The following is a 23,059-nucleotide window of genomic DNA, read 5'->3' as shown; positions in this document are numbered from 1 at the left end:
TATGAAAATAAATCATCTTATAGGAATAGCAGCTATGCTACTATATAGCTGTACAAGTCCATCGCTCAAAAATACGCAGACTGAAGACTTAGCGCACATGAAGACATTTGATGGGAATGCTCGAAAAATTGAAGTATTCACAAGTTCAAAGGATTCAAATTTAAAGCTCACTCGAACAGCCAATATCTCTTTTGCTAAAGCAGAACAACCATTAGAAACTGGCAATTCTGTATTTGTTAACCCAACTAAAACTTTTCAATCTGTTTTAGGTATTGGAGGTGCAATTACTGATGCTTCATCTGAAGTTTTCGCCAAACTGTCGGCCGAAAAACAACAGAAAGTATTGGACGCTTATTACGGCAAAAACGGTATTACTTATTCCCTGTTGCGCACACATATCCACAGTTGCGATTTTAGCAGTAAAAGTTATACCTATGTTGAGGAAGGCGATAAAGATTTAGAATCTTTTTCTATCGAACACGATCATGCATTCCGAATTCCCTTTATAAAAAGAGCAATTGCTGAAGCAGGAGGAGAAATGACCATGTATGTTAGTCCATGGAGTCCTCCTGCTTTTATGAAGGATAACAACAATATGTTACGGGGCGGTAAATTACTTCCTGAATATTATCAATCCTGGGCTAACTATTACGTTAAATTTATTCAGGAATACGAAAAAGAAGGACTGCCAATATGGGGGTTAACCATCCAGAACGAACCAATGGCTGTTCAAACCTGGGAATCATGTATATATACAGCGGCAGAAGAGCGTGATTTCTTAAAAAATTATCTTGGACCAACCATGGCGCAAGCCGGTTTGGGCGATAAAAAAATTATCGTTTGGGATCACAACCGTGATTTGATTGTTGATAGAGCCAATACCATTCTGAATGATCCGGAAGCTGCAAAGTATGTGTGGGGTACTGGTTTTCATTGGTATGAAACATGGAGAGGAGGAGAAGCTATGTGGCGAAACCTGGCAACCATACAAGAGGAATTTCCGGATAAAAAGCTCATGTTTACCGAAGGGTGTAACGAAGGTTTTACCCAGGATGGATACCAGCGATGGTCGAACGGAGAGCGGTATGGAGAATCGATGATAAATGATTTCAACAACGGTACCGTAGGTTGGACCGACTGGAATATCCTACTGGATGAAAATGGGGGACCAAACCATGTTGGTAATTTATGCTTTGCCCCGATACATGCCGATACGCGAACCGACGAACTTATCTTCACCCCTTCCTATTATTTTATTGGGCATTTTTCAAAATTTGTTCACCCGGGCGATAAACGAATTAGTACGGCTACCAGCTTTTCAAGATTGCTGAGCACTTCTTTTATGAAACCAGATGGTAAAATTACAACTGTGGTAATGAATAAGTCTGATGAAGCGGTTAAATACACCTTATATATAGATGGTTATATGGCTGTTGTTGAAATGCCTGCACGTTCGATACAGACTTTAATATATTAATAGAATCCCTGGCAGGTATATAAGCATCTTAATAAAATTATTTGTTACTAATTTAATTACGTAATAACCCATGAAATCACTAAAAAATATTGTAATTCATTTTGCACTCATCGGATTTATATTTTCTGCTTGCTCATCACCTAACAAATACAAGCTCGTTTGGGAAGATGAGTTTGAATATACCGGTTTGCCCGATTCTGCCAAATGGGATTACGACCAGGAAGGAAATCAATCTGGGTGGGGTAACAAAGAAGAACAGTTCTATACCAAAGCGCGAAAAGAAAATGCCTGGGTGGAGAATGGTATTTTAAAAATAACGGCCATTCAAGAACAATATGAAGATAAGAACTTCTCCTCTGCCCGATTAATCTCAAAAGCCGATTGGCAATATGGAAAAGTTGAAGTACGTGCCAAGTTACCTGATGCAAGGGGAACATGGTCAGCTATATGGATGATGCCAGGTGGGTGGTCGTTCGATGATGGTAACTGGCCAGATATCGGAGAGATAGATATTATGGAACATGTGGGGCACGATTTAGGTGTGATTCATGCTTCGGCACATTCAAAAGATTATCAATGGCAAAAAGGGACACAAAAAACGGATACAATTAACGTCGGTAATGTAAATACACAATTTCATTCTTATATCCTGGAATGGACGCCTGACTTAATGAAGGCCTACGTTGATGATAAGCTTTATTTTACCTATCGTAATGAAGGATTGGGTGTGGATAAATGGCCTTATAACAAACCATTTTATTTGATTTTGAATATAGCCGTTGGGGGAGCATGGGGAAGTGTAGAAGGAATCGATTCAAGGGCTTTCCCGCAAACCATGGAAGTGGATTATGTTAGGATCTATCAGAAATAAAACTGTTATAGTATATAGAAGAAAGTACAACGTTTTAGGGCATACTGTTTATCGATTTTATTTTTTAAGAACGGATGAAAAAAACAATATTAATACCCATTTTGGGAATGCTTATTTTGGCCTCTTGTAATCAAAATAAAAAACCATCCAGCAGATTAGAGGGAGACTGGGATGGCTGTGTTGTAGGTATGTTTACAGCAGCCGAAAATGGTTATTTCCCAGGTGACGGAATTAAAGCCATCACAGGGTTTGAAGAACTTATTGAACATGAAGTGGGTTCTGTAGTTTGGTTTCCAACATGGGATGATCCTTTTCCTGTTGAAGCCTGCGAAGAAGCAAGAAAAAAAGGCATTATACCACATATAACCTGGGAACTGTTCTGGCCATCAAAAAATCCTAATCATACCAGAAATATTGATCAGTATGAAGCAATGGATGAAGTGCTGGCAGGTAAACACGATGCGTATATCGATCGTTTTGCATTGGCCGCCAAAGAATATGGTGGAGTTGTACTCAATCGTTTTTTACATGAGTTTAATGGGAATTGGTATGTATGGAGCGGGAATAAAAACGGACGCGAAGATGGTGGGCCAGAGAAAGTAATTAAGGTATGGAAATATGTTGTGGATAGATTTAGGGAAAATGGAGCATATAATGTGAAGTGGTTATGGACTCCGCATGGTCCTTCTGCCGATCTTTCATGTGAGGCATGGAATGATATAGAAAATTATTGGCCGGGTAGTGAGTATGTGGATTGGATTGGGTTGGATGGATATAATTTTTATCCCAAAGACCCATGGGGAGGAGAAAGGCCTTATCGCGATTTTGATAATAATTTTAAAGAACTTTATGAGGCTTGTGCAAAGTTAGGTGAGCAACCCATGATGATCGCAGAATTCGGGACAGGTGAATTTGTATACAATAACCTTACAAAAGCCGACTGGATCAAAGATGCTTTTAACAAGATAAAGAATGACTATCCGCGGATTAAAATCTTTACCTGGTTTCACATTAATAAAGAGTGTGATTGGCGGGTAAATTCAAGTGATGAAGCATTAAGCGCGTTTAAACAAGCTATGAAAGATCCTTATTATATAGCCAGTCCGTTTTAATATTATAAGATTCTAGGGGATAAGCGTTTTATTACTGTAACTGTTAATTATAAGCAGCTTCATGATGAAAGCTCAGGAGAATATAATTCAGCAAAAAGTAGGGTGTGGTAACCCATTGCCAACTACTTGCTTTGATAGAAAAAGAAGTAGTTTGGTTATATGTAACCGATAAGGAGGGGACATTGCAATATCCGGGAAAAGAATTTAAATACGTAATCCCTGCCTGTCTTCAGACAGGGATTTTTTAATGCATAAGGTGGGTTTAAAAGAATCAAATAATAAATAAAATAACGGGATATGAAGAGATTAAGCATATTACTCATTGCTGTTGCAACAGTTTTTATTTTTAATGCAGGCAACACTGCACCGTCTAAATCTTCTGGAGATAGTGTCGATAAAAAGGTGGAAGAGTTATTATCAAAAATGACGCTGGAAGAAAAAGTGGGTCAAATGGTTCAGTATAGTGGATTTTGGGATGCCACCGGACCTGCACCTGAAGAAGGTGCCGAAAAATTGAAATATGAACACGTCAAGCAAGGAATGGTCGGTTCGTTTTTGAATGTTAAAACGGTTAGTCAAATAACTGAACTTCAGAAACTGGCAGTTGAGGAGTCGCGTCTGGGCATACCGTTGATTTTTGGTCTGGATGTAATTCATGGTCAAAAAACATTATCTCCAATCCCTTTAGCCGAAGCTGCCAGTTGGGATTTAGAAACGATTGAAAAGTCTGCAAGAATAGCTGCCACCGAAGCAGCAGCCAGTGGGGTAAACTGGACTTTTGCACCTATGGTAGATATTTCGCGTGATGCACGATGGGGTCGTGTAGCTGAAGGAGGAGGCGAGGATACCTATCTGGGAAGTAAAATTGGAGTTGCCAGGGTAAAAGGTTTTCAGGGTGAAGATCTGTCAGCCATCAATACGGTTGCGGCTTGTGCTAAACATTTTGTGGCTTATGGCTTTGCCGAGGCCGGAAGGGAATACAACACCGTTGATATAGGGACTGCAACACTTTACAATGAGGTATTGCCTCCTTTTAAAGCGGCCGTTGATGCAGGAGTAAAAACGGTAATGAATTCATTTAACATCTTAAATAGGGTTCCAACTACAGGAAATGCATTTTTACAACGCGATATTTTAAAAGGCAAATGGGGATTTAAAGGTTTTATTGTATCAGACTGGGCCAGTGGAGCCGAAATGGTTTCGCATGGCTATGCCCGCGACCTGGAACACGCAGCAGAGTTGGCTGTCAATGCAGGTTCTGATATGGACATGGAATCGTATGCTTATGTAAAGCACTTGGTTAAACTGGTGAATTCAGGTAAGGTAAAAGAATCTGTTGTAGATGAGGCTGCAGGCAGGATTCTTCGCTTAAAGTATGAACTAGGTTTATTTGATGACCCCTATAAATATTGCGATCTGGAAAGAGAAAAAGATTTGCTTTATCACAAAGATCATCAGGAAGTAGCTTTGGATATGGCACGAAAATCGATTGTTTTATTAAAAAATGAAGGAGAACTGCTCCCTTTAAAACAACAACAAAACAAAATCGCAGTTATTGGTGCTTTGGCTGATGATAAAACAAGTCCTTTAGGAACATGGAGAGTGGCTTCTGATGATAATACAGCTATTTCAGTAATCGAAGGTTTGGGTAAGTATACCGATCATTTTAAATATGCACGAGGTGTTAATTTAGTGGATGGGCCGGTGTCTTTTTACCAGGAAGTTAAAATTAATAATAGCGACAGGTCGGGTATTGAGGAAGCTGTACAACTGGCCAGGTCATCTGAACTTGTTATTATGGTGTTGGGCGAGCATGGTTTTCAATCAGGCGAAGCGAGAGCACGTACCAAACTTGACTTGCCGGGTTTGCAGCAAGAAATGCTTGAAGCTGTTTATGCGGTGAATAAAAATATTATTCTGGTACTGATGAACGGGCGTCCTTTAGCGCTGCCCTGGGCTGTTGAACATATACCAACTATTGTTGAGGCCTGGCAATTAGGAACACAATCGGGGAATGCGATCGCCGATGTGCTGTTTGGCGCATACAATCCTTCCGGTAAACTTCCGATGACTTTCCCCAGAAGTGTAGGTCAATGTCCCATTTATTATAATCACTTTAAAACCGGTAGACCTGAGAGTGTAGGCGATGTTTTTTGGTCTCATTATATTGATGAATCAAATGCGCCATTATTTCCTTTTGGTTTTGGTTTAAGTTATTCAAAATTTGAGTACGCTGATTTAGAGGTTCAGGTTTTAAGCTCTGAAGAAGTTAAAGTAAGCATTAAGGTCAGTAACATATCACAGTTGGATGGTGAAGAAGTTGTACAACTGTATATCAGAGATCGGGTGGCTAGCACTGTTCGTCCAGTTAAAGAGTTGAAAGGATTTGAAAAAATTCTAATTAAAGCTGGTGATCAGTCCATCCTAGAATTTAAATTGACAGCAAAAGAACTTGGATTTTATAATGAGAAAGGCGAATTCTTGGTAGAGCCCGGCGTTTTCGATGTTTGGGTTGGACCTAGTTCGGCCGAAGGATTACATGAATCATTTATACTGAATTAAAACCAATAAAATACACTACCACAAATGGACGAGTTTAGTTTGATAGGCTCGTCCATTGTTTTTATGTCTACAAAACATTTGTTAGTCATTCCTTACGACTGTGATTATTTTGACCAACATGATTTGTCAGTTTATTCAAATTATTGGTCTTACGGAACTAAATTTGACATTCCCTCAATTAACCTGCAATATGCCCTAGAAATTCTATTACACATTGAAATTCCTTTAAAACAAGACACTTCGTTGCACCACCTCAGCTCACCAGAACGATGTTATGCCTCGTTTCAGTAATGCCTTGTTTTATTGTACTTGCAATGCTCATGACGAACCTCCAATACATAATCCGGGTTAAACAGTACTACTTACAATTAGAGTCTCATATAATCTAGGTTAAAAGAGATTAACTGACCAATATAAAGACTTAATGTGGTCACGAAATGATTATAATGAAAGGTTAAAATAATTGCTAAGGATGCTGGAATTGATGTAAAACAGACCTCTTATGTTTCTCGCCATTCATTTGCTTCAATTACCATTAACAAAGCAGTTCCTGTTACCCCAATAAGTGAAATGTTAGGTCATCAAAGTTTATCTACAACGCACATTTATCTTACCACTCTACAAAAAGATATTATAGACGGTATTACGAAGATTAAGTCTATTAATGCGCTTGTGCGCCTGGAAATATCAACTTATCCCATTTTGGAGTGAGTGGCTTTATGCCGGAAGCTTTTGAAAACCCGTAGGGCCTGTCTTTTGCAAACGTAGATGCCTTTATGGCCGGGTTTGGATTTTACACTACCAATCTTCATAATTGTCTCTTTTAACGTATAACAGTAAAACTAATTTATGAGACTGATAGGAATAACGTTGGATGCAAAAGGTCAATTTGTATTGCCAAAACGCTAGTTATACAAGACAGCAGTATTTCATTCACTTAGTTTTCTTCAAGTTATAGGGGATAAAGTAAATTTTAATCAGAAAAATGCATTGATGTAAATTATATATTATGTATATTTATTTCTGGATTTAAATTCTACACCAACCTATGAACGAACATGAGAAACTCCGACGTTTATTAGAAATGTTAATTTTTCTTTCCTCTGGATTACGCTATACAAAAGATGAAATAATACAAAGGTTTAACTTAAGCGAGAGAAGTTTTTACAGATACATAAGAACATTTAGAAATGCAGGATTTATAATATTAGTGCCAAAAGAAGGCAGGTACTTTATCGATAAAAAAAGTCCATATTTTAAAGAGATAGACGAATTACTGCATTTTTCAAAAGAAGAAGCTTATATCCTTCAACAAGCAATCCATAGTATAAGCAACGTAAATCTGTTAAAGCAAAATCTTATTGAAAAATTATACGCTCTGTATAATTCTGAGAGAGTGGCAGATACTATAACCAAGATGGAGCACTCCAAAAATATTCATGAGATAACTAAAGCAATAAAACAAAAGAAAAGAGTATTACTGATTGGCTATCAGTCTGCCAATAGCAATGCGAAAAAAGATAGGGTGGTGGAACCGTTTAAATTTACCTCCAATTTTATTGCTACATGGGCTTACGATGTAGAAAGCAATTGCTGTAAGATTTTTAAAAATACGCGTAGTGCATCCGTAAAAATTTTGAAAGAGAACTGGAATCATGAGCCATTTCATGTGGCTTTACCTATGGATGTTTTCCGGATTAGTTCAAAAGAGCAAACTGAGGTGAAACTTAAATTATCGGTTAGAGCTAGCGAACTGCTAAAAGAAGAGTATCCATTGGCAGAACAATTTATTACCGTAGATCCACATGATGATTGTGTTTTTACTGCTCCTGTTTGCGGTTTTGAAGGTGTTGGGCGTTTTGTAATAGGTTTATGTAACGATGTAGAAGTAGTCTATCCCAGAGAATTGAAGGATTTTATAAAAACTAAAGTAAAAAATATTCTGACTGACAGTAGTTGGCAGTAACGTCTTTTTTATTCGCATATAATTTATTGAGTTGGATTTAATTATAAGAAACTATTAAATGAGATTTGAATTAAGCCTTAACCGCACCACAAAGCAGCGAATGTTGCCCATGGATTACCAGTATTACATTAGTGCCTGGATTTATAAGGTGCTAAAACAAGCCGATGCCGACTTTGCCGGCTTCCTGCACGAAAAAGGATATGGGCAAAGCGAAACCAAATTGTACAAGCTCTTTTGTTTCTCGCGCCTGAATTTTGGGAAACCCAAACTTTGGAAAGAGAAAAAATTATTTGAAATATCAACGCACGAAATAAAATTGCAGATTTCGTTCGATACAGACGAAGCGGCCGGTAACTTTATAAAAGGCTTGTTTATGGCGCAGGAATTCTATTTGGGCGATAAATTTAATGGCATCGATTTTAAAGTTGCCAATGTAACTGCTCTGGCTGAGCCTGAATTTACAGAAACTATGCACTACCGTGTACAAACGCCTTGGGTAGTGAGTTACAAATCCGAAAACGATAAACACCCGCAATACCTTGAGCCCAACGATGAGAAATTTCGACCACTTGCCATAAAACACCTTGTTGAAAAATACAATAACACCAGAAATCAGGGTTCCGTTTCTACTGAACAAATAAAACTTAAGCTGACAAGCGATTTTAAACGGTCCGGCTTTGTGATGAAACCAGGTACAGCTCAGCAATCCCGCATTGTTGGTAACCTATTTGAATTTGAACTAACAGCGCCGGTTGAGGTGCAGCAGATGGTTTGGGGTGCGGGGGTGAGCGAAAAGAGTAGTGCTGGATTTGGGTGGATAGAGATGAAATAAAATTCAGTTCTGACAGGGTTTTGAACTCTGTCAGAATTAAGGATAACAAAAAATAACATGAATCCCGAAAAATTACAATACGGCAAATTTTACCATATCTATTCGCACGGAGTGGGTAACCGAAATATGTTTAAGGAAGCAGAGAATTATGCGTTTTTCCTGCATTTATATGACAAGCATATTTTTCCGGTTGCCGATACTTATGCGTGGGTGCTAATGCCTAACCATGTACATTTTGTGGTAAGGATTAAGTCGGAAGATGAGATTGTTGCATTTATCTCCGATACCTCTGACAGAGTTCGGAACTCTGACAGAGGTAAAAACGACAAACCAATAAAAATTGGGACACCCTCTCAACAATTCGCAAAACTTTTTAATGCCTATGCCCAATCGTTTAACAAATGGATTAAAGCCCGCGGCCCTTTATTTGAACGACCATTTAAACGGAAGCAGGTTGACAATATTCATTATTTAAAAAAACTGGTGTTGTACATCCACAATAATCCAGTTCGTCATGGCTTTTGTGAACACCCTTTGGAATATCCTTGGTCGTCGTATTTAAGTTGTATTTCTGTAAAACCAACAAAACTCAAACGCGATGAAACTATTGGCTGGTTCGATACTGAAGCGAATTTTAATACCGCTCATGGCGAAAAAATGGATTTTAGAGACCTAGAAAATTGGTTGGAATTTTAATAAGAATTTACAGCTCTGACAGAGTTTGAAACTCTGTCAGAGGTTAAATTAAGGAAAGCAATTGATGACAAAAAATAATGAAGATTAACAACGCCAATAAATTGCCTGAAAGGCATAATGATTTCAAACCAATGGCAAGGCCTTGGGCAAAGAATAACAAACAAGCAAATGCGGCCTGAAAGGTCAGATTAAAATAAGTAGTTATGGATAAAATAAATATTTCACTGTTAAAAGCACCGCCCCAATTAACTGAAAAGGTGATTTTGGAAATAGAACCGTTGGCACCGCTGTCGATGGTGAATAGAAAAATTAAAAATATTAATGAATGAGTTTACAAACAATATTACAAATAGGTCATGTTCTTCGTAATTCAGAAAACTCTCTGAAATATTACAAGTATGTAAAACCTTCACCAGTGGACAAAGAGGATGATCCACTAATTTTTATAACTATTCCTGTTTCTGGCAATTTTATTTTTGACTGGAACAAAATGCGAATTACTCCAGAAAACAAAAGGGATAAACTATACTATCTGCTATATAAAACATCAAGCGATAGTAGTCCGCTAAAATACATTTTTGGAGATATATTTTATTCTCGAAAAAGCTCTTTCGATAAGTCTGGCAATTTTAAGAAAGTTGATGATTTTGGAAATTATACTTTAGAAAAAGGAGAAAAGAGTGCTTATAAAAACGGACGAAAAGTGTTAAACAGTATTAGGGATGAATTCTTATTAAATACATCAATAGAAATGATGAAAGGGATACCTGATATTGAGAGCAAAGATTACGAAACCATTTCAAAGCTAATTGCAAAGCTTTATCACGATAAAGAGAATAAAGTAAAAATTCCTAAAAAGTTCTTGAATAAGCAACAGTATTTCGAAAAGATCATTAGTAAATTAAAAGAGCAATGGGAGGAATTTAAACTTTCAAAGTTTAATAATTCTTATGGAGAAAGTCTCAATGAGTTTGAATTGATATTACGATATGCCCCTTTGGTTAAAGATTATATTGAGAATAATAAAACAGAGGTAATCGAAGAGCTTTTTCAGGATGAAACTCGAGTAAAGGAAGAATATTTAGGTTGGCTAATTCGAACAAATGAAAAGTCATTAAAAAAAATAGTAAAAAAAGATAACACTTTTGAGGATTTATCAGAAGCATCGAAAAACAAGCTTTTAAAATACGCAAATCATAAGGTATTTCTTCATTTTGAATTTGAAGGTGGTAAGCATTGGTATCATTTCAAAGAACCATTTCAATTTATTACAAATAAGCTTAACGCAGAATTGATTGAAACTATAAATGATGATAATGGTAAATCTTATGTCGTACCGCATAAAAGTATTTATCGGACATTGTGTTCAGGAAATACGAATAATGATGTCCAGACTCCGAAATTCACTTTATCTGCTCGCAAAAAATCATTTTATTTTGAATCAAAAGATCAATTTGAAGATTTTCTTTACACTGAAGCTATACTTAATAAAAGGTTTAGAACATTAAAAAATACAGACATCGCATTGTTTGTTTATCCTGTTGTTACAAAAGGAGAGCAGTTTTCTGTTAAAGAATTCGATGAGTTCTTCTTTGAAAAGAAAGATGAAAGAAGACTGACAGCTGAGCCCTTGATTCCTTTCTTTGATAATAAGACAATAAAATTTACTCGATTTGATTTTGTTTTCGCCGACACTAGTGGAAATACTGTTAATGATATGATAGAAATTTCAGGGTTAGATAAAAGCACATTATATCGTATTGGTACTAGAATTGAAAATATTTCAATAGAACTTTCTAAAAATTGGAAAAAGGAAACAAATAGCGAAAAAGAATTTTATTTTAAAATAGAAAATAGTCTTTTAGATATTATGGGTTCCTACTTCTATGATGATAAAAAAGGAACTGCAATAATAAAATCAAATAATGGCTACAAAGGTCATCTGATAAAAACTCTTCCTCTGATTTATTCTGAAAATTACTATAGTGATGAAATGTTGTTACCCAATGTAATTAGAAAGGTCGAATTGGCAGCAAGATCAGATGATAAAACGGGGTGTTTTACACGGTTAAGATATGCACTCCAATTTTTATACAAAATACAAAATTCTAAAAACGATAGATATATGAAATTAACAGGATCTGCCAGTTATAAAATTGGCGTAGAAATGGGCAAAATGGCTAAGCCATTAAAAAATGCTATTGGTTCGTTTGAAAAGAGCTACGTAGGTTTATTGTCTCGAAGAGTTAAAACATTAGAAATGTGCCGAAAATTCTTAAATGAAATTGACGAAAAGCTTGTGCTGCACGATAAAAATTTCACCAGACAGGTTTCTGCATCTATTAGAGGAGATCTTGCTGATATGGTGCCTAATGATTACGATGAAAATGCACTTGCATTTGGTTTTTTTGAAGGATACTATAAATACGAGGCTAGAGATGAAGTAGCCAGCTTTGTAAAAACAATCGAAAAATTGATAGCCGCAATTAAAGACAGTGAAATGTTAGCTAGTGAAACACAAAAGCTAACGGAAATACTAGAAACAATCCAAGAAAATAAACAATAAAAAATTAGTAAAATGAGTGAAACAAAAACAATTACAAAAAAATCAGAGATTCTATTTTTCTACGAAACAACTTATAACACTCCTAACGGAGATCCTTTTACAGGAGAACAGCGTATTGATGAAGAAACAAGGAAGATACTTGTAAGTGATGTGCGTATTAAACGATTTATAAGAACATACTTAGAGGAAACTAAAGGATTATCTATTTATGTTACTGATAAATCCAGTGCAGGTAAAACTGACTCTAAAGGTGTTTTAACAGCAATTGCTAAAGGCGAAAATAGAAATCCCGATAGATTGACTGATATTGGAGAAATTTTGAAAACACAAATCGATGTTCGACTATTTGGTGGAATCTCGACTTTAGCAGATAAAGCAAAAGACATTAAAATTAAAAATACAGAAGGTAAAGAAATTGCATGTACAAACGGTCATGTGCAATTTACTGGACCAGTTCAGTTTGCTCTCTTAAATCCATCATTGAATGAGGTGAATTTACGAATGCACCAAAACACAACACACTTTACTTCTAAAGAAGACAAGACACAGGGCTCTATTGGTACTACAAGCGTTGTACCCTATTCTTTGATGCAGATTCATGGTTGGATTAATCCCAAAGTAGCAGAAAAAACGGGTATGTCTGAGCCGGATTTAATATTAATGTACGAAGGTTTATGGTACGGAACATCAGGAGAGGGTACTTCTCATTCGCGTACAAAAGTTGGTCAAGATTCACTCTTGCTATTAGAAATAGTTTATAAGGAGAGTAATCAAAAAATCTATGGGGTTGATCGTCTTGTAAAAATAAAAAAGAAAGACGGAAAAAAAGGAGAACAACTTCGTAGTATGGATGATTTTGATTTCGATTTTTCTAAATTATTTGAGGAAGTAAAAAAAGATAAAGTTGAGTGTGTTAACTACTACACAGAATTAGATTGTATTAAAGAAGCATTGACTGGTAAAAAGGTTAAACCTGAAAAAAACGATGAAGACAGCTCTTCTGGTGATGAACAAAATAATAAGGCTCAAACAGAAATAAAGGAACAACACGAAAAGTGGAGAAAGAAATTCAAAATAATGAGCTTTAAATCAAACAATACAAAAGAAAATGAGAAGAAATGAAAGGGATTCAGTTAAGAATAAAAGGTAACTGGGCGCATTTCAAAAAACCAGAAACCAATAACAATCCATTGTCTCACGATATTATTACCAAAACAGCTCTGATTGGAATGATCGGAGCTGTTATTGGCATTGAACGAGATGACATGAAAGAACTGTTCCCTCAATTATCAGAGGATCTTCTTTATGGCGTCCAATTGGAAAAAAATCCTAAAAAAGTCTCTTGGGGATTTACGAGTAAATCAGCTTATGAACCTGTTTCATCAGGATCGCCTAAGTATTTTGAATTTCTCAAGTCTCCTAGTTTTATTGTAACACTTGCAATTCGCTCCGATAGGTCTTTAGATATCTTTGATAAATTCTCATCATATGTGAAGGAAGAAAAAGCAGTTTACACACCAATCTTAGGCTGGCATAACTGTCCCGCCGAATTGGAATTTATTTCGGAAAGTAATTTCTTGGTTGTAAGAAATGGGAAATTTAAAACGAAAGGGTTTGTGTGTAGCAAGGGGTATGAATTACATGATATATCTGGCGAATTTAGGATCGGATTCGATCGAGTTCCTACTTTTCAAGATAATGATATGTGGAATCATCCTGATAAATATGTAGAGATAGTTTATCCTGATGCTAGCCAACAACTATCAGTTGAAGGGGAATATTTTGAATTTAATACTTCAAACTCGTCAGAAAGATGGTGTCTCATTTAAACATATACTATTCTCATCCTCAGAAGCCTTTAATAAAGCACGTACAGGGGGTCTTAGCAAATGTAAAAAAGCTTACCAACTCACAACTTGCTGAGTTGGTTGCTATTTTGCATGATTTAGGTAAAATGAATCCTAATTTTCAGGCTAAATTACGTCCTGAATTAAATAATCAAGGTTATTCCCATCATTCATATTTGTCGGCAATTGTCTTTTATTTTGCATTTTGTAGTACCAGAAAGAATTTTGAGTTATTAAACAATTTGCTCAGAGATATGCCAAAGCAAAATGATATAATTGCCATTTTAGTTTTACTTGCAAAGCATCATGGTAATCTCCCGGATTTATCACCTTCTGATTATGGCAATACGGGAGCAAGTATTTTATCTAAAACAGAACTGGGGCAAGTTTTTGATTTCTTGGAAACAAATGAATCGATTCCGTTTCATCAGTTTGTAAGTCAATTTTATAATTTGGAAGATTTCACAAGTTTCATTATAGATAAGTCAAAAAAGGATGCGTTATTAAATTCGCTTTATTTTAAATCCGACCAAAATGTTAAGCCGTTAGATTTTTTCTTGAAGAATCAACATGCCTTTGCGTGTCTGATCCATGCCGATAAAGCAGATGCTGCCAAGTTTGATAATTTTATAGATGAGCAGAAGAAGGATATTGAGATTTTCTCTAAAATTTTCCCTAATCAGCTCAATTCATATTTAATGGCGCTGAAACAAGATTCTGATTTAAATAAACTACGAACATCCATTCGTGAACATGCTATTGAGAATATGCGGAATGGTATACGGAAAGGCAATCGTATTTTCGAATTGACAGCACCTACAGGTTCAGGCAAAACATTAATGATGCTTTCTTTGGCGTCAGAAATTATTCAAAACAAAGGCGCCAAAAGAATTATTTATGGACTTCCCTTTCTTTCAATAACAGAGCAAGTTGAATCAGAAGTTTTAAAAATATTTAAAGGCAATGAACAATTTGTACAACGTATTGACTCAAAATCAGAAAACGACCGATTCGAATCTATTCAAAAAGAGTTAGATTCAAATCCAACACAAGAGAAAATTTTAGAAGCCAACGTGTTGGAATTTCAGCAGAATACTTTCGCATATCCTTTTGTGATAACTACATTTGTGCGTTTTTTCGAAACGATATTGAGTAATAAGAATGCGGAGCTTTTGAAGTTGCCAAACTTTTTAAACTGTATTTTTTTATTAGATGAGATTCAATCATTACCCCCAAGGTTGTATGGATTTTTCGTTGCTTACCTGAATAAATTCTGTAGCAAATTTGATAGTTATGCTGTTATTTCGACAGCAACACAACCCAATTTTTCATTACCTAGGAATAATAATGCTGCTTTAGAGCTATTTCCCGATTACAAGATCCCATATTCATTATTGCCACTATCATATTTTAATCATGATTTGTTTAATCGCTATTTTGTCGACTACAATAATTCTCCAGTTGAACTAAAAGAATTGAAAGATCAGGTTTTATCTGAAAATAAATCTGTGCTGGTAATCTTAAATACTATTGATGACACCAAGGATTTATTCAGTTTGCTCAAAGAGGATTTAGAAAGTGAAGAATTATTACTGCTTAATACGCATTTTACTCCTCAGCACAGGAATTTGAAGATATATCTGGCGAAAAGAAGACTAAAGCAGAAAAAAAAGTTAATTGTTATTTCAACACAATTAATTGAAGCAGGCGTCGATATCGATTTTCCAATTGTATACAGAGATTTCACAACAGTGTCTAGTATAGTACAGTCTGCAGGAAGATGCAATAGAAATGGAAAGCTTGATGGACTAGGTAAGATTATCTTGTTCAAACTTAAGAATAAAGGAAAATTAAGAGCCGAATTGATTTACAGGGGAAAAGACAGTGAGTTACTTTCTTTTACGAAGCAATCTTTCCAACAAAATCAATATCAGGAAAAAGAATTAATCTCAGTTCAACAAGACTTTTTTTATCGAATTCAATCGGAACTGAACTTTGCCAAACATGAACAAAAATCCCCACAGGTAAAACTAAATTTTATTAAAGATATCAAAGAGTGTCAATATGATAAAATTGGAAAATTTAGATTGATAGATAAACAAGCTTTTGGTGAAGAAATGCAATTTTATGTCCCTCGTAAGCACAGCGATGAAAAGTTTGAGATTTTACTAGAGTTACAAAGTGAATTAATTGATTTATTGAAATCTGAAGCAGATCAATCGTTACTAAGACTTCAAAAGAACAAAATTAGATCTCATTTGAAATCAATGTCAAATCAGATTGTTCAGGTTAGATTAAAATCGGGGCAAACAAAGCCTATGTTAGGGAACGAAAAAAACTACTATTCGCTTTCTAAAATAGATTTAAACTGTTATTCATTTAATTATGGAATAAAACTGGAAGGAGAAGAATTTCTAATTTAATCATTACCAACCTCTGACAGAGTTCAAAACTCTGTCAGAGGTAAGTTAACAAAAACGCAAACAACAAACAACAAAACAGTATGCCAACAAAAGGACTAAAAAAACACCTTAGCACCAGCACAAAAGAGGAGCTAATAAAACACATTGTAGAGTTGGACAAAAAATACCCATCGGTTCAGGAGTATCATCTATTGTATTTAAACAACGATGTTGAAGCTGTTGTTGCGAAGTACAAAAAACAAATAGAAAATGAGTTTTATCCATCACGTGGCGAACCTAAAATGCGTTTGTCGGTAGCCCGTAAAGCTGTTTCCGAAGTGAAGAAACTTGGCATTCCGGCTGAATCGTTGGCTGATTTAATGCTGTTTTATGTTGAAGCAGGGGTACAGTTCACCAACGATTACGGCGACATAAATGAACCGTTTTACAACAGTATGGCAAGCATGTTTGGCAAAGTGTTGGGGCTGATGCAAACAGAAGGAATACTTGAGCATTTTCAGGACAGGGCTTATAAAATTACTGAAGATGCGTGCGATACAGGATGGGGATTTCACGAAACACTTTGCGATTTTTATTACGCGTATTACCAAATTTAATATCCCAAGAAAATGGTATTCAACAAAAGTAACCAACTCATGCAAAACTACATCAACCAATTAGTGGCCGATTTGGAAGCGGTAGTCCAAAACCCTCCTAATGCTGCATATATTGAGGCTCCTCCGCATTTAGAAGAAGAACCTGAAATTGCCGAAGTTGCTCTGGTTCCATACCGAACTATTGAGGAACTAACCGGAATTAAGCAGGAAGCTTTTCCGGAAATAATACAATTGGTTGGCGGACAATGGGAAGCGGTAAATACAGCCATATTTAGAGTTTTCGAGGCGCTAAAAATTGATTTGGTTGACACTCCCAATGACATTCCTCCCGAATGGCTTTACGAAGTACTAACCACCAACTGGCAACACCCGGTTCAGTATTTACCATCGTCGGGCATGGATCTGGAACTTTGCACCGGTGACCCAATGACCTGCCCTTATGGCGAATATTGCGATTGCGGCGAAGACTGGGATGCATACGAGCTACCCGAAAAATTTGGTTTGCAACTGATAGAACGAGTTATAAAAGAAATTGAAAAAGACTGTGTTTGCTACTTAAATGCCGAAACACTGGAAATTGAATCGGTTTTAAAATCTCCGAAAAAACAAAAGCAGGCTGATTTGAAACATAAAAACTGGAAGGAATGCTATGTTTTCGAACCTTTCAACAACAATGAGCAAATGGAAATAATGACCCGTTTTTCGGAAAGCAACGAAGATGAAAACCTTTCGGAAGAACTCCTTTGTGTCCTCGAAAGCAAGGAGCCGTTTGCAAATTTTAATGCTTTAATCAACACTTCAAATCAGTGTAAAATTTGGTGCGACTATTACAGAGAACGCCTTAAAGACCACATTCGACAAAATATTTATCAAGAACTTCAAAAAAATAGTAAACCTCTGGATAATGACTGCGAATTGCCATTTTAATAAAGATTGGGGAGATTGATCTTTCTATTTTTAATATCAATAATCTAATTTAATCGTTAATCAATCTAAAAATGCAAACAACCGGCACCCACTTCAACTACTACCTCATTTGCCACCGCAAGCTCTGGCTTTTTGCCAACGATATAAATATGGAGCATACTTCCGATGCTGTTTACCAGGGCAAACTCATCCACGAAAACAGTTACAAACAACGTAGCGAACGTTTTAAAGAAATTGCCATTGAAGGCATAAAAATCGATTACTTCGATTCGAAAAACAACGTAGTTCATGAAATTAAAAAATCGGACAAAAAGGAAGAATCTCACATTCTACAAGTAAAGTATTATCTGTACGTGCTTGAGCAAAATAGGATAAATGCCACCGGTCTGCTTGAGTACCCTAAACTCAGAAAAACACAGGAGGTGTTACTTACTGAGCCCGACCGCGAATATATTAAGGAAGCCGAACAAGAGATTAAAAACATTATTCAGGCAGAAAACTGCCCCGGTCGTATTTCAAAACCTAAATGCAAAAACTGCTCTTACTTTGATTTTTGCTATGCCAACGAAACGGAACTATGAAAAAAACTTACTACTTATTTAATCCCGGTCGCTTGCAGCGGCGCGACAATACTTTAAAGTTTACACCTTACGACGAAGACGGCAATGAACAAAAACCGCGTTACCTGCCCGTTGAGAATGTGGATGAGTTATATTGTCTGGGGAACCTTGATGCCAATTCGGCATTATACAATTTTTTGGGGCAGCAGCAAATTCCCGTTCATTTTTTCGATTATTACGAAAACTATACCGGCTCGTTTATGCCGAGGGAAGCGCTGCTATCGGGAAAGGTATTGCTGGCACAAACCGATTTTCACAAGAACAAGAATAAACGCTTGCTGATAGCCCAACGTATATTGGAAGGCGCCAGCTATAATATGGTCAAAAACCTGCGTTATTACGACAAGCGAGGAAAAGACCTTGCCGATATTATCGAAATAATCGAAGGGCACAGCAATCATATTTCGCAAGCAACAGAAATCGACGAACTGATGGGCATCGAAGGCAATATCCGCAAGAACTATTACGAAGCTTTTAACCTTATCCTGAATAATTTTGAAATGGCCGGACGCTCATACCGTCCTCCACAGAACGAAGTCAACGCGCTGATGTCGTTTGGGAACATGATGTGCTACAGTCAATGTTTGCGTGCGATTCACCAAACACAACTCAACCCGCTTATTTCGTTTCTGCACCAACCGGGCGAACGCCGTTTCTCGCTATCGCTGGATATCGCCGAAATTTTCAAACCCATATTGGTCGACCGTGTCATATTCAAGGTCATGAACAAACGCGAGATACAAGCCAATGATTTTGAACCCAATTTGAACGCGGTTTTGCTAAAACCCCAAGGCCGGAAAAAGTTTGTGCAGGCATGGGAAACGCGCCTCACCGAAACCCTAAAGCACCGCAGCTTAAACAGGAACATTAGCTACAAACACTTGATAAAACTAGAATGTTACAAGTTGGCAAAGCATATTTTAGGGATTGAAGAATACAAACCTTTTAAAATGTACTGGTAATGTATGTAATTGCTGTATACGATTGCGGACAAAAGCGGGTAGGGAAAATGTTGAAACTCTGCCGCCGGTATTTAAACTGGATACAAAACTCGGTTTTTGAAGGAGAAATAACCGAAGCCCGTTTAGAAGAACTAAAAATAGCCGCTCAAAATATTATGAACGAAGACGAGGATAGTTTTATTATTTTTAAAACCCGCCAGGAGAAGTGGCTCGACAAAGAAATCATAGGAAAAGAACGCAGTAGTCTGAGCAATTTTCTTTAAATTTTAAGTTGTCGTTCTCTGATTTACGCGGTTAAATTTATTGACAAAGAAAACAAATTTAACCAAAACGTTCTTTGACATACTGAATATCAACCAAGAACAAACGTTGTCGATACCCTGGTATTTTTATGGCATTGCACATCGACAACTATTGTATGCCAAGATCAAAATTTCTATCTTCGTAAACCGTTCAGGACCAATATATTTTTTGAGGTTGTGGAACGGCTACTAATCGCACCATACTGGAATTGAAATAGGTTATATGTCCAACAAAACCTTTAAACTCCAACTACTAATCGCACCATACTGGAATTGAAATAGGTCAGGGCTGTGGCTAACACGGCTATGATTGCCTACTAATCGCACCATACTGGAATTGAAATAAAATAGAGCGGTCGCCACGCTGCGAAGGCATCAGGCCTACTAATCGCACCATACTGGAATTGAAATTATATCGGGTAGCCCCGCAACGGTCGGAGTCGGTTTCCTACTAATCGCACCATACTGGAATTGAAATGCTGGTGAAGGTACAGCCGGTGGCCCAGCCTTTTTTCCTACTAATCGCACCATACTGGAATTGAAATTATTAACGGTGATCGACAACGAGAGCGCAATTGATACTACTAATCGCACCATACTGGAATTGAAATAGACCAGTTTAATTGAACATTGCTCAGGTAAATGAATGCTACTAATCGCACCATACTGGAATTGAAATTCGGGCAAGAATTTTTCATACAGACCAAAAACAAGCTACTAATCGCACCATACTGGAATTGAAATCATTCAAACCAGGCAGCTCGAACTTAAGCGCCCGCTACTAATCGCACCATACTGGAATTGAAATTACGATGACGGTTGTGAACGATAATATATTGTGCCGCTACTAATCGCACCATACTGGAATTGAAATGGGGAGAGAAAGGAAATACCTGGATGAAATATTCACTACTAATCGCACCATACTGGAATTGAAATTGTTAGAAAGCATATAAGGCGCTTATTGTTGGAAGCTACTAATCGCACCATACTGGAATTGAAATATCGACAACCGATTGTCGCTGCCGATAATGGAATGTCTACTAATCGCACCATACTGGAATTGAAATTTATTTGGGAATGGGTTCTGACCTTGCGTTACGTTCTACTAATCGCACCATACTGGAATTGAAATTTGAAATCAGCCGCTGCCTGTGCGAAATCCCCAAACCTACTAATCGCACCATACTGGAATTGAAATATGTATGAGGGGTACGTGTTACTGGGCGTAGGGGCTACTAATCGCACCATACTGGAATTGAAATTCACCAGGTTAGGCAGTGTGACCTCTTTTGTCTTGCTACTAATCGCACCATACTGGAATTGAAATGAGAGTATTGGTCAGAAGATAACTACTTTCCAAGCTACTAATCGCACCATACTGGAATTGAAATATTGCCATTGGAGAATTGCACGGTGACGGAATAACACTACTAATCGCACCATACTGGAATTGAAATAGCTAAAGGTATAAAATTTACTTTCATTCATCAATCTACTAATCGCACCATACTGGAATTGAAATTTAAGAATAGTAAAGGACAATGCCTTAAAATCAGTTCTACTAATCGCACCATACTGGAATTGAAATTTAGACGGCGTAATTATGCAATCCTTAGTGTAAATGCTACTAATCGCACCATACTGGAATTGAAATTCAAATAACGAACGGTTTCCAGTTCTGAAATTCTTCTACTAATCGCACCATACTGGAATTGAAATATGTACCTACCTTATACAATAGGCCCGATGCTGTTCTACTAATCGCACCATACTGGAATTGAAATACGTAACAAGCATGCACGGCAAATTACCTATGTATACTACTAATCGCACCATACTGGAATTGAAATTTGCTAACAACAGCCTGGCAAAATCAGATACAGAACTACTAATCGCACCATACTGGAATTGAAATCAAGGAACGTGTCAGGATGATCAAAAGGTACAAAAACTACTAATCGCACCATACTGGAATTGAAATAGGATAGTATCAGCAAAGCGTGTGTTAGATTCGGGCTACTAATCGCACCATACTGGAATTGAAATGGGCCTCCGTTATCGTAATTGACAGCACCGCCTACCTACTAATCGCACCATACTGGAATTGAAATGCCGGCTTGATCCGTTACGGTAGTCAGATGTTATGCTACTAATCGCACCATACTGGAATTGAAATAGTGTTCCAGGAAGGATTCCGTTTACCGTAGTGTCTACTAATCGCACCATACTGGAATTGAAATATGATTTTCCAAGGCTGAAACCCTGTTTGTCCGCACTACTAATCGCACCATACTGGAATTGAAATATTGGTTTCTGCTCACGCTGCAATACCTAAAGCCGACTACTAATCGCACCATACTGGAATTGAAATAGCCAAGCAAGGTATTACAAACGCACTCGAAGCTTACTACTAATCGCACCATACTGGAATTGAAATAGAGGGTATGTGGCGTCAATAACAGGGGCGGTTGCTACTAATCGCACCATACTGGAATTGAAATAGTTTATTGGAGGGCGTAAGGTTCGCCGCTACCTGGCTACTAATCGCACCATACTGGAATTGAAATACAGTTCTACAATAATGCTGCTCATACCTGTTTTTTCCCTACTAATCGCACCATACTGGAATTGAAATCCGGATCACAACGCATTCCACGTGACGAAACCGATCTACTAATCGCACCATACTGGAATTGAAATAAGTATGAAATCTACTTCCTCTCTTGATAAGGTACTACTAATCGCACCATACTGGAATTGAAATCAAAAAACTTGAGAAGTATAACGATGAAATGATAAGCTACTAATCGTAACATGCTGGTGGGTATTCCAGAGCAAGCCGACCCCTTACCAAACGTTGGTTGAAGTCATGTTTTTAGCATGACATTCCGGCGGAGGTTGACCCCTTAAAATATTTTTCGAGGTAAAATTTTGCTCAGGAAACGGAAAAAAACGGAGCATATTGCCCCCCCCCCGGGTAACAATGGCTTTAAAAAAAACAGAGCATTTTAAAACTATCCAGAAAGTATATAACAAATAAGCCAATTTTGTATAGTTCCCGTATAGAAACAAAAAACGGTTACAACTAAATCGGTTGTAACCGTCTGATTATTTGGCGGGACCACCTGCCCCGATAGCCATCGGGGGAGTCAGGTGCTTGTTTGTTGGATGAGGTTACTTCTCATTTCTTGGTATTTTTTCAGGTTCTTTATATATGCGCTACTCTTCATCGATTTTATCTTCCTTTCAATACGGATTGCATGTGCGTAATCTTCAAGATTGATAGATAAAAACAAT

General features: G+C 37.0%; 18 protein-coding genes and 1 CRISPR repeat array. All 18 genes read left to right on the top strand.

Translation table 11 applies throughout. The features are described from left to right. Position 1: 1 nt before the first annotated feature. The 18 genes from ACRD64_RS23240 to cas2 all read left to right on the top strand — a co-directional run bounded on the left by ACRD64_RS23240 (position 2) and on the right by cas2 (position 19,720). A complete protein-coding gene (locus ACRD64_RS23240) occupies positions 2 to 1,477 on the top strand; it encodes a glycoside hydrolase family 30 protein (RefSeq protein ID WP_430936637.1) in 1,476 nt (491 codons plus the stop codon). A 70-nt stretch (positions 1,478 to 1,547) separates the two neighbouring features. After that, positions 1,548 to 2,348 (top strand): glycoside hydrolase family 16 protein, encoded by an 801-nt coding sequence (locus tag ACRD64_RS23235; RefSeq protein WP_430936635.1) that lies wholly within the window; start codon positions 1,548 to 1,550, stop codon positions 2,346 to 2,348. 74 nt (positions 2,349 to 2,422) lie between these two features. Next, entirely contained in the window at positions 2,423 to 3,460 is a 1,038-nt protein-coding gene (locus ACRD64_RS23230; RefSeq protein WP_430936633.1) for a glycoside hydrolase family 26 protein, read from the top strand. A 297-nt stretch (positions 3,461 to 3,757) separates the two neighbouring features. Next, the gene (gene bglX / locus ACRD64_RS23225) at positions 3,758 to 6,022 is read left to right on the top strand and encodes a beta-glucosidase BglX (protein ID WP_430936631.1); all 2,265 of its coding nucleotides are present in this window, start codon (positions 3,758 to 3,760) and stop codon (positions 6,020 to 6,022) included. 459 nt (positions 6,023 to 6,481) lie between these two features. Next, positions 6,482 to 6,733 carry a tyrosine-type recombinase/integrase gene (locus ACRD64_RS23220; protein ID WP_430936647.1) on the top strand — a complete coding sequence of 84 codons (252 nt, stop codon included), beginning with the start codon at positions 6,482 to 6,484 and terminating at the stop codon, positions 6,731 to 6,733. A 337-nt stretch (positions 6,734 to 7,070) separates the two neighbouring features. Continuing rightward, a complete protein-coding gene (locus ACRD64_RS23215) occupies positions 7,071 to 7,988 on the top strand; it encodes a helix-turn-helix transcriptional regulator (protein ID WP_430936629.1) in 918 nt (305 codons plus the stop codon). A 58-nt stretch (positions 7,989 to 8,046) separates the two neighbouring features. Next, positions 8,047 to 8,820 (top strand): CRISPR-associated endoribonuclease Cas6, encoded by a 774-nt coding sequence (gene cas6, locus ACRD64_RS23210; RefSeq protein ID WP_430936627.1) that lies wholly within the window; start codon positions 8,047 to 8,049, stop codon positions 8,818 to 8,820. Between the two features lie 57 nt (positions 8,821 to 8,877). Next, a complete protein-coding gene (locus ACRD64_RS23205) occupies positions 8,878 to 9,516 on the top strand; it encodes a transposase (RefSeq protein WP_430936625.1) in 639 nt (212 codons plus the stop codon). Positions 9,517 to 9,719: 203 nt separating this feature from the next. Next, positions 9,720 to 9,845, top strand: coding sequence for a hypothetical protein (locus ACRD64_RS23200; protein WP_430936623.1), 126 nt, complete (start codon positions 9,720 to 9,722; stop codon positions 9,843 to 9,845). After that, the gene (locus ACRD64_RS23195) at positions 9,842 to 12,082 is read left to right on the top strand and encodes a hypothetical protein (protein WP_430936621.1); all 2,241 of its coding nucleotides are present in this window, start codon (positions 9,842 to 9,844) and stop codon (positions 12,080 to 12,082) included. The genes ACRD64_RS23200 and ACRD64_RS23195 overlap by 4 nt, the downstream gene beginning before the upstream one ends. 12 nt (positions 12,083 to 12,094) lie before the next feature. Continuing rightward, a complete protein-coding gene (locus tag ACRD64_RS23190) occupies positions 12,095 to 13,204 on the top strand; it encodes a type I CRISPR-associated protein Cas7 (protein WP_430936619.1) in 1,110 nt (369 codons plus the stop codon). Then, positions 13,201 to 13,911 carry a CRISPR-associated protein Cas5 gene (gene cas5 / locus ACRD64_RS23185; protein ID WP_430936617.1) on the top strand — a complete coding sequence of 237 codons (711 nt, stop codon included), beginning with the start codon at positions 13,201 to 13,203 and terminating at the stop codon, positions 13,909 to 13,911. The genes ACRD64_RS23190 and cas5 overlap by 4 nt, the downstream gene beginning before the upstream one ends. Next, positions 13,896 to 16,352, top strand: a complete 2,457-nt coding sequence (gene cas3 / locus ACRD64_RS23180; RefSeq protein WP_430936615.1) for a CRISPR-associated helicase Cas3' — start codon at positions 13,896 to 13,898, stop codon at positions 16,350 to 16,352. The genes cas5 and cas3 overlap by 16 nt, the downstream gene beginning before the upstream one ends. 80 nt (positions 16,353 to 16,432) lie before the next feature. Next, complete coding sequence (locus ACRD64_RS23175; RefSeq protein WP_430936613.1) at positions 16,433 to 16,948, top strand: DUF6155 family protein; 516 nt, start codon at positions 16,433 to 16,435, stop codon at positions 16,946 to 16,948. A 12-nt stretch (positions 16,949 to 16,960) separates the two neighbouring features. Beyond that, positions 16,961 to 17,875 carry a UPF0158 family protein gene (locus ACRD64_RS23170; protein WP_430936611.1) on the top strand — a complete coding sequence of 305 codons (915 nt, stop codon included), beginning with the start codon at positions 16,961 to 16,963 and terminating at the stop codon, positions 17,873 to 17,875. Positions 17,876 to 17,946: 71 nt separating this feature from the next. After that, positions 17,947 to 18,456, top strand: a complete 510-nt coding sequence (gene cas4, locus ACRD64_RS23165) for a CRISPR-associated protein Cas4 (RefSeq protein WP_430936609.1) — start codon at positions 17,947 to 17,949, stop codon at positions 18,454 to 18,456. Further along, a complete protein-coding gene (gene cas1b / locus ACRD64_RS23160; protein WP_430936607.1) occupies positions 18,453 to 19,457 on the top strand; it encodes a type I-B CRISPR-associated endonuclease Cas1b in 1,005 nt (334 codons plus the stop codon). Before cas4 ends, cas1b begins: the two co-directional genes overlap by 4 nt. Next, complete coding sequence (cas2, locus tag ACRD64_RS23155) at positions 19,457 to 19,720, top strand: CRISPR-associated endonuclease Cas2 (RefSeq protein WP_430936605.1); 264 nt, start codon at positions 19,457 to 19,459, stop codon at positions 19,718 to 19,720. Before cas1b ends, cas2 begins: the two co-directional genes overlap by 1 nt. Before the next feature lie 225 nt (positions 19,721 to 19,945). Beyond that, positions 19,946 to 22,526: a CRISPR direct-repeat array (repeat unit 30 nt; unit sequence CTACTAATCGCACCATACTGGAATTGAAAT). Between the last annotated feature and the right edge of the window lie 533 nt (positions 22,527 to 23,059).

The sequence above is a fragment of the Saccharicrinis sp. 156 genome, from assembly GCF_050589685.1.
Taxonomy (GTDB): Bacteria; Bacteroidota; Bacteroidia; order Bacteroidales; family Marinilabiliaceae; genus Saccharicrinis.
Note: the sequence above shows the minus strand (reverse complement) of the source record. Positions and strands in the feature narration are given on the sequence as shown.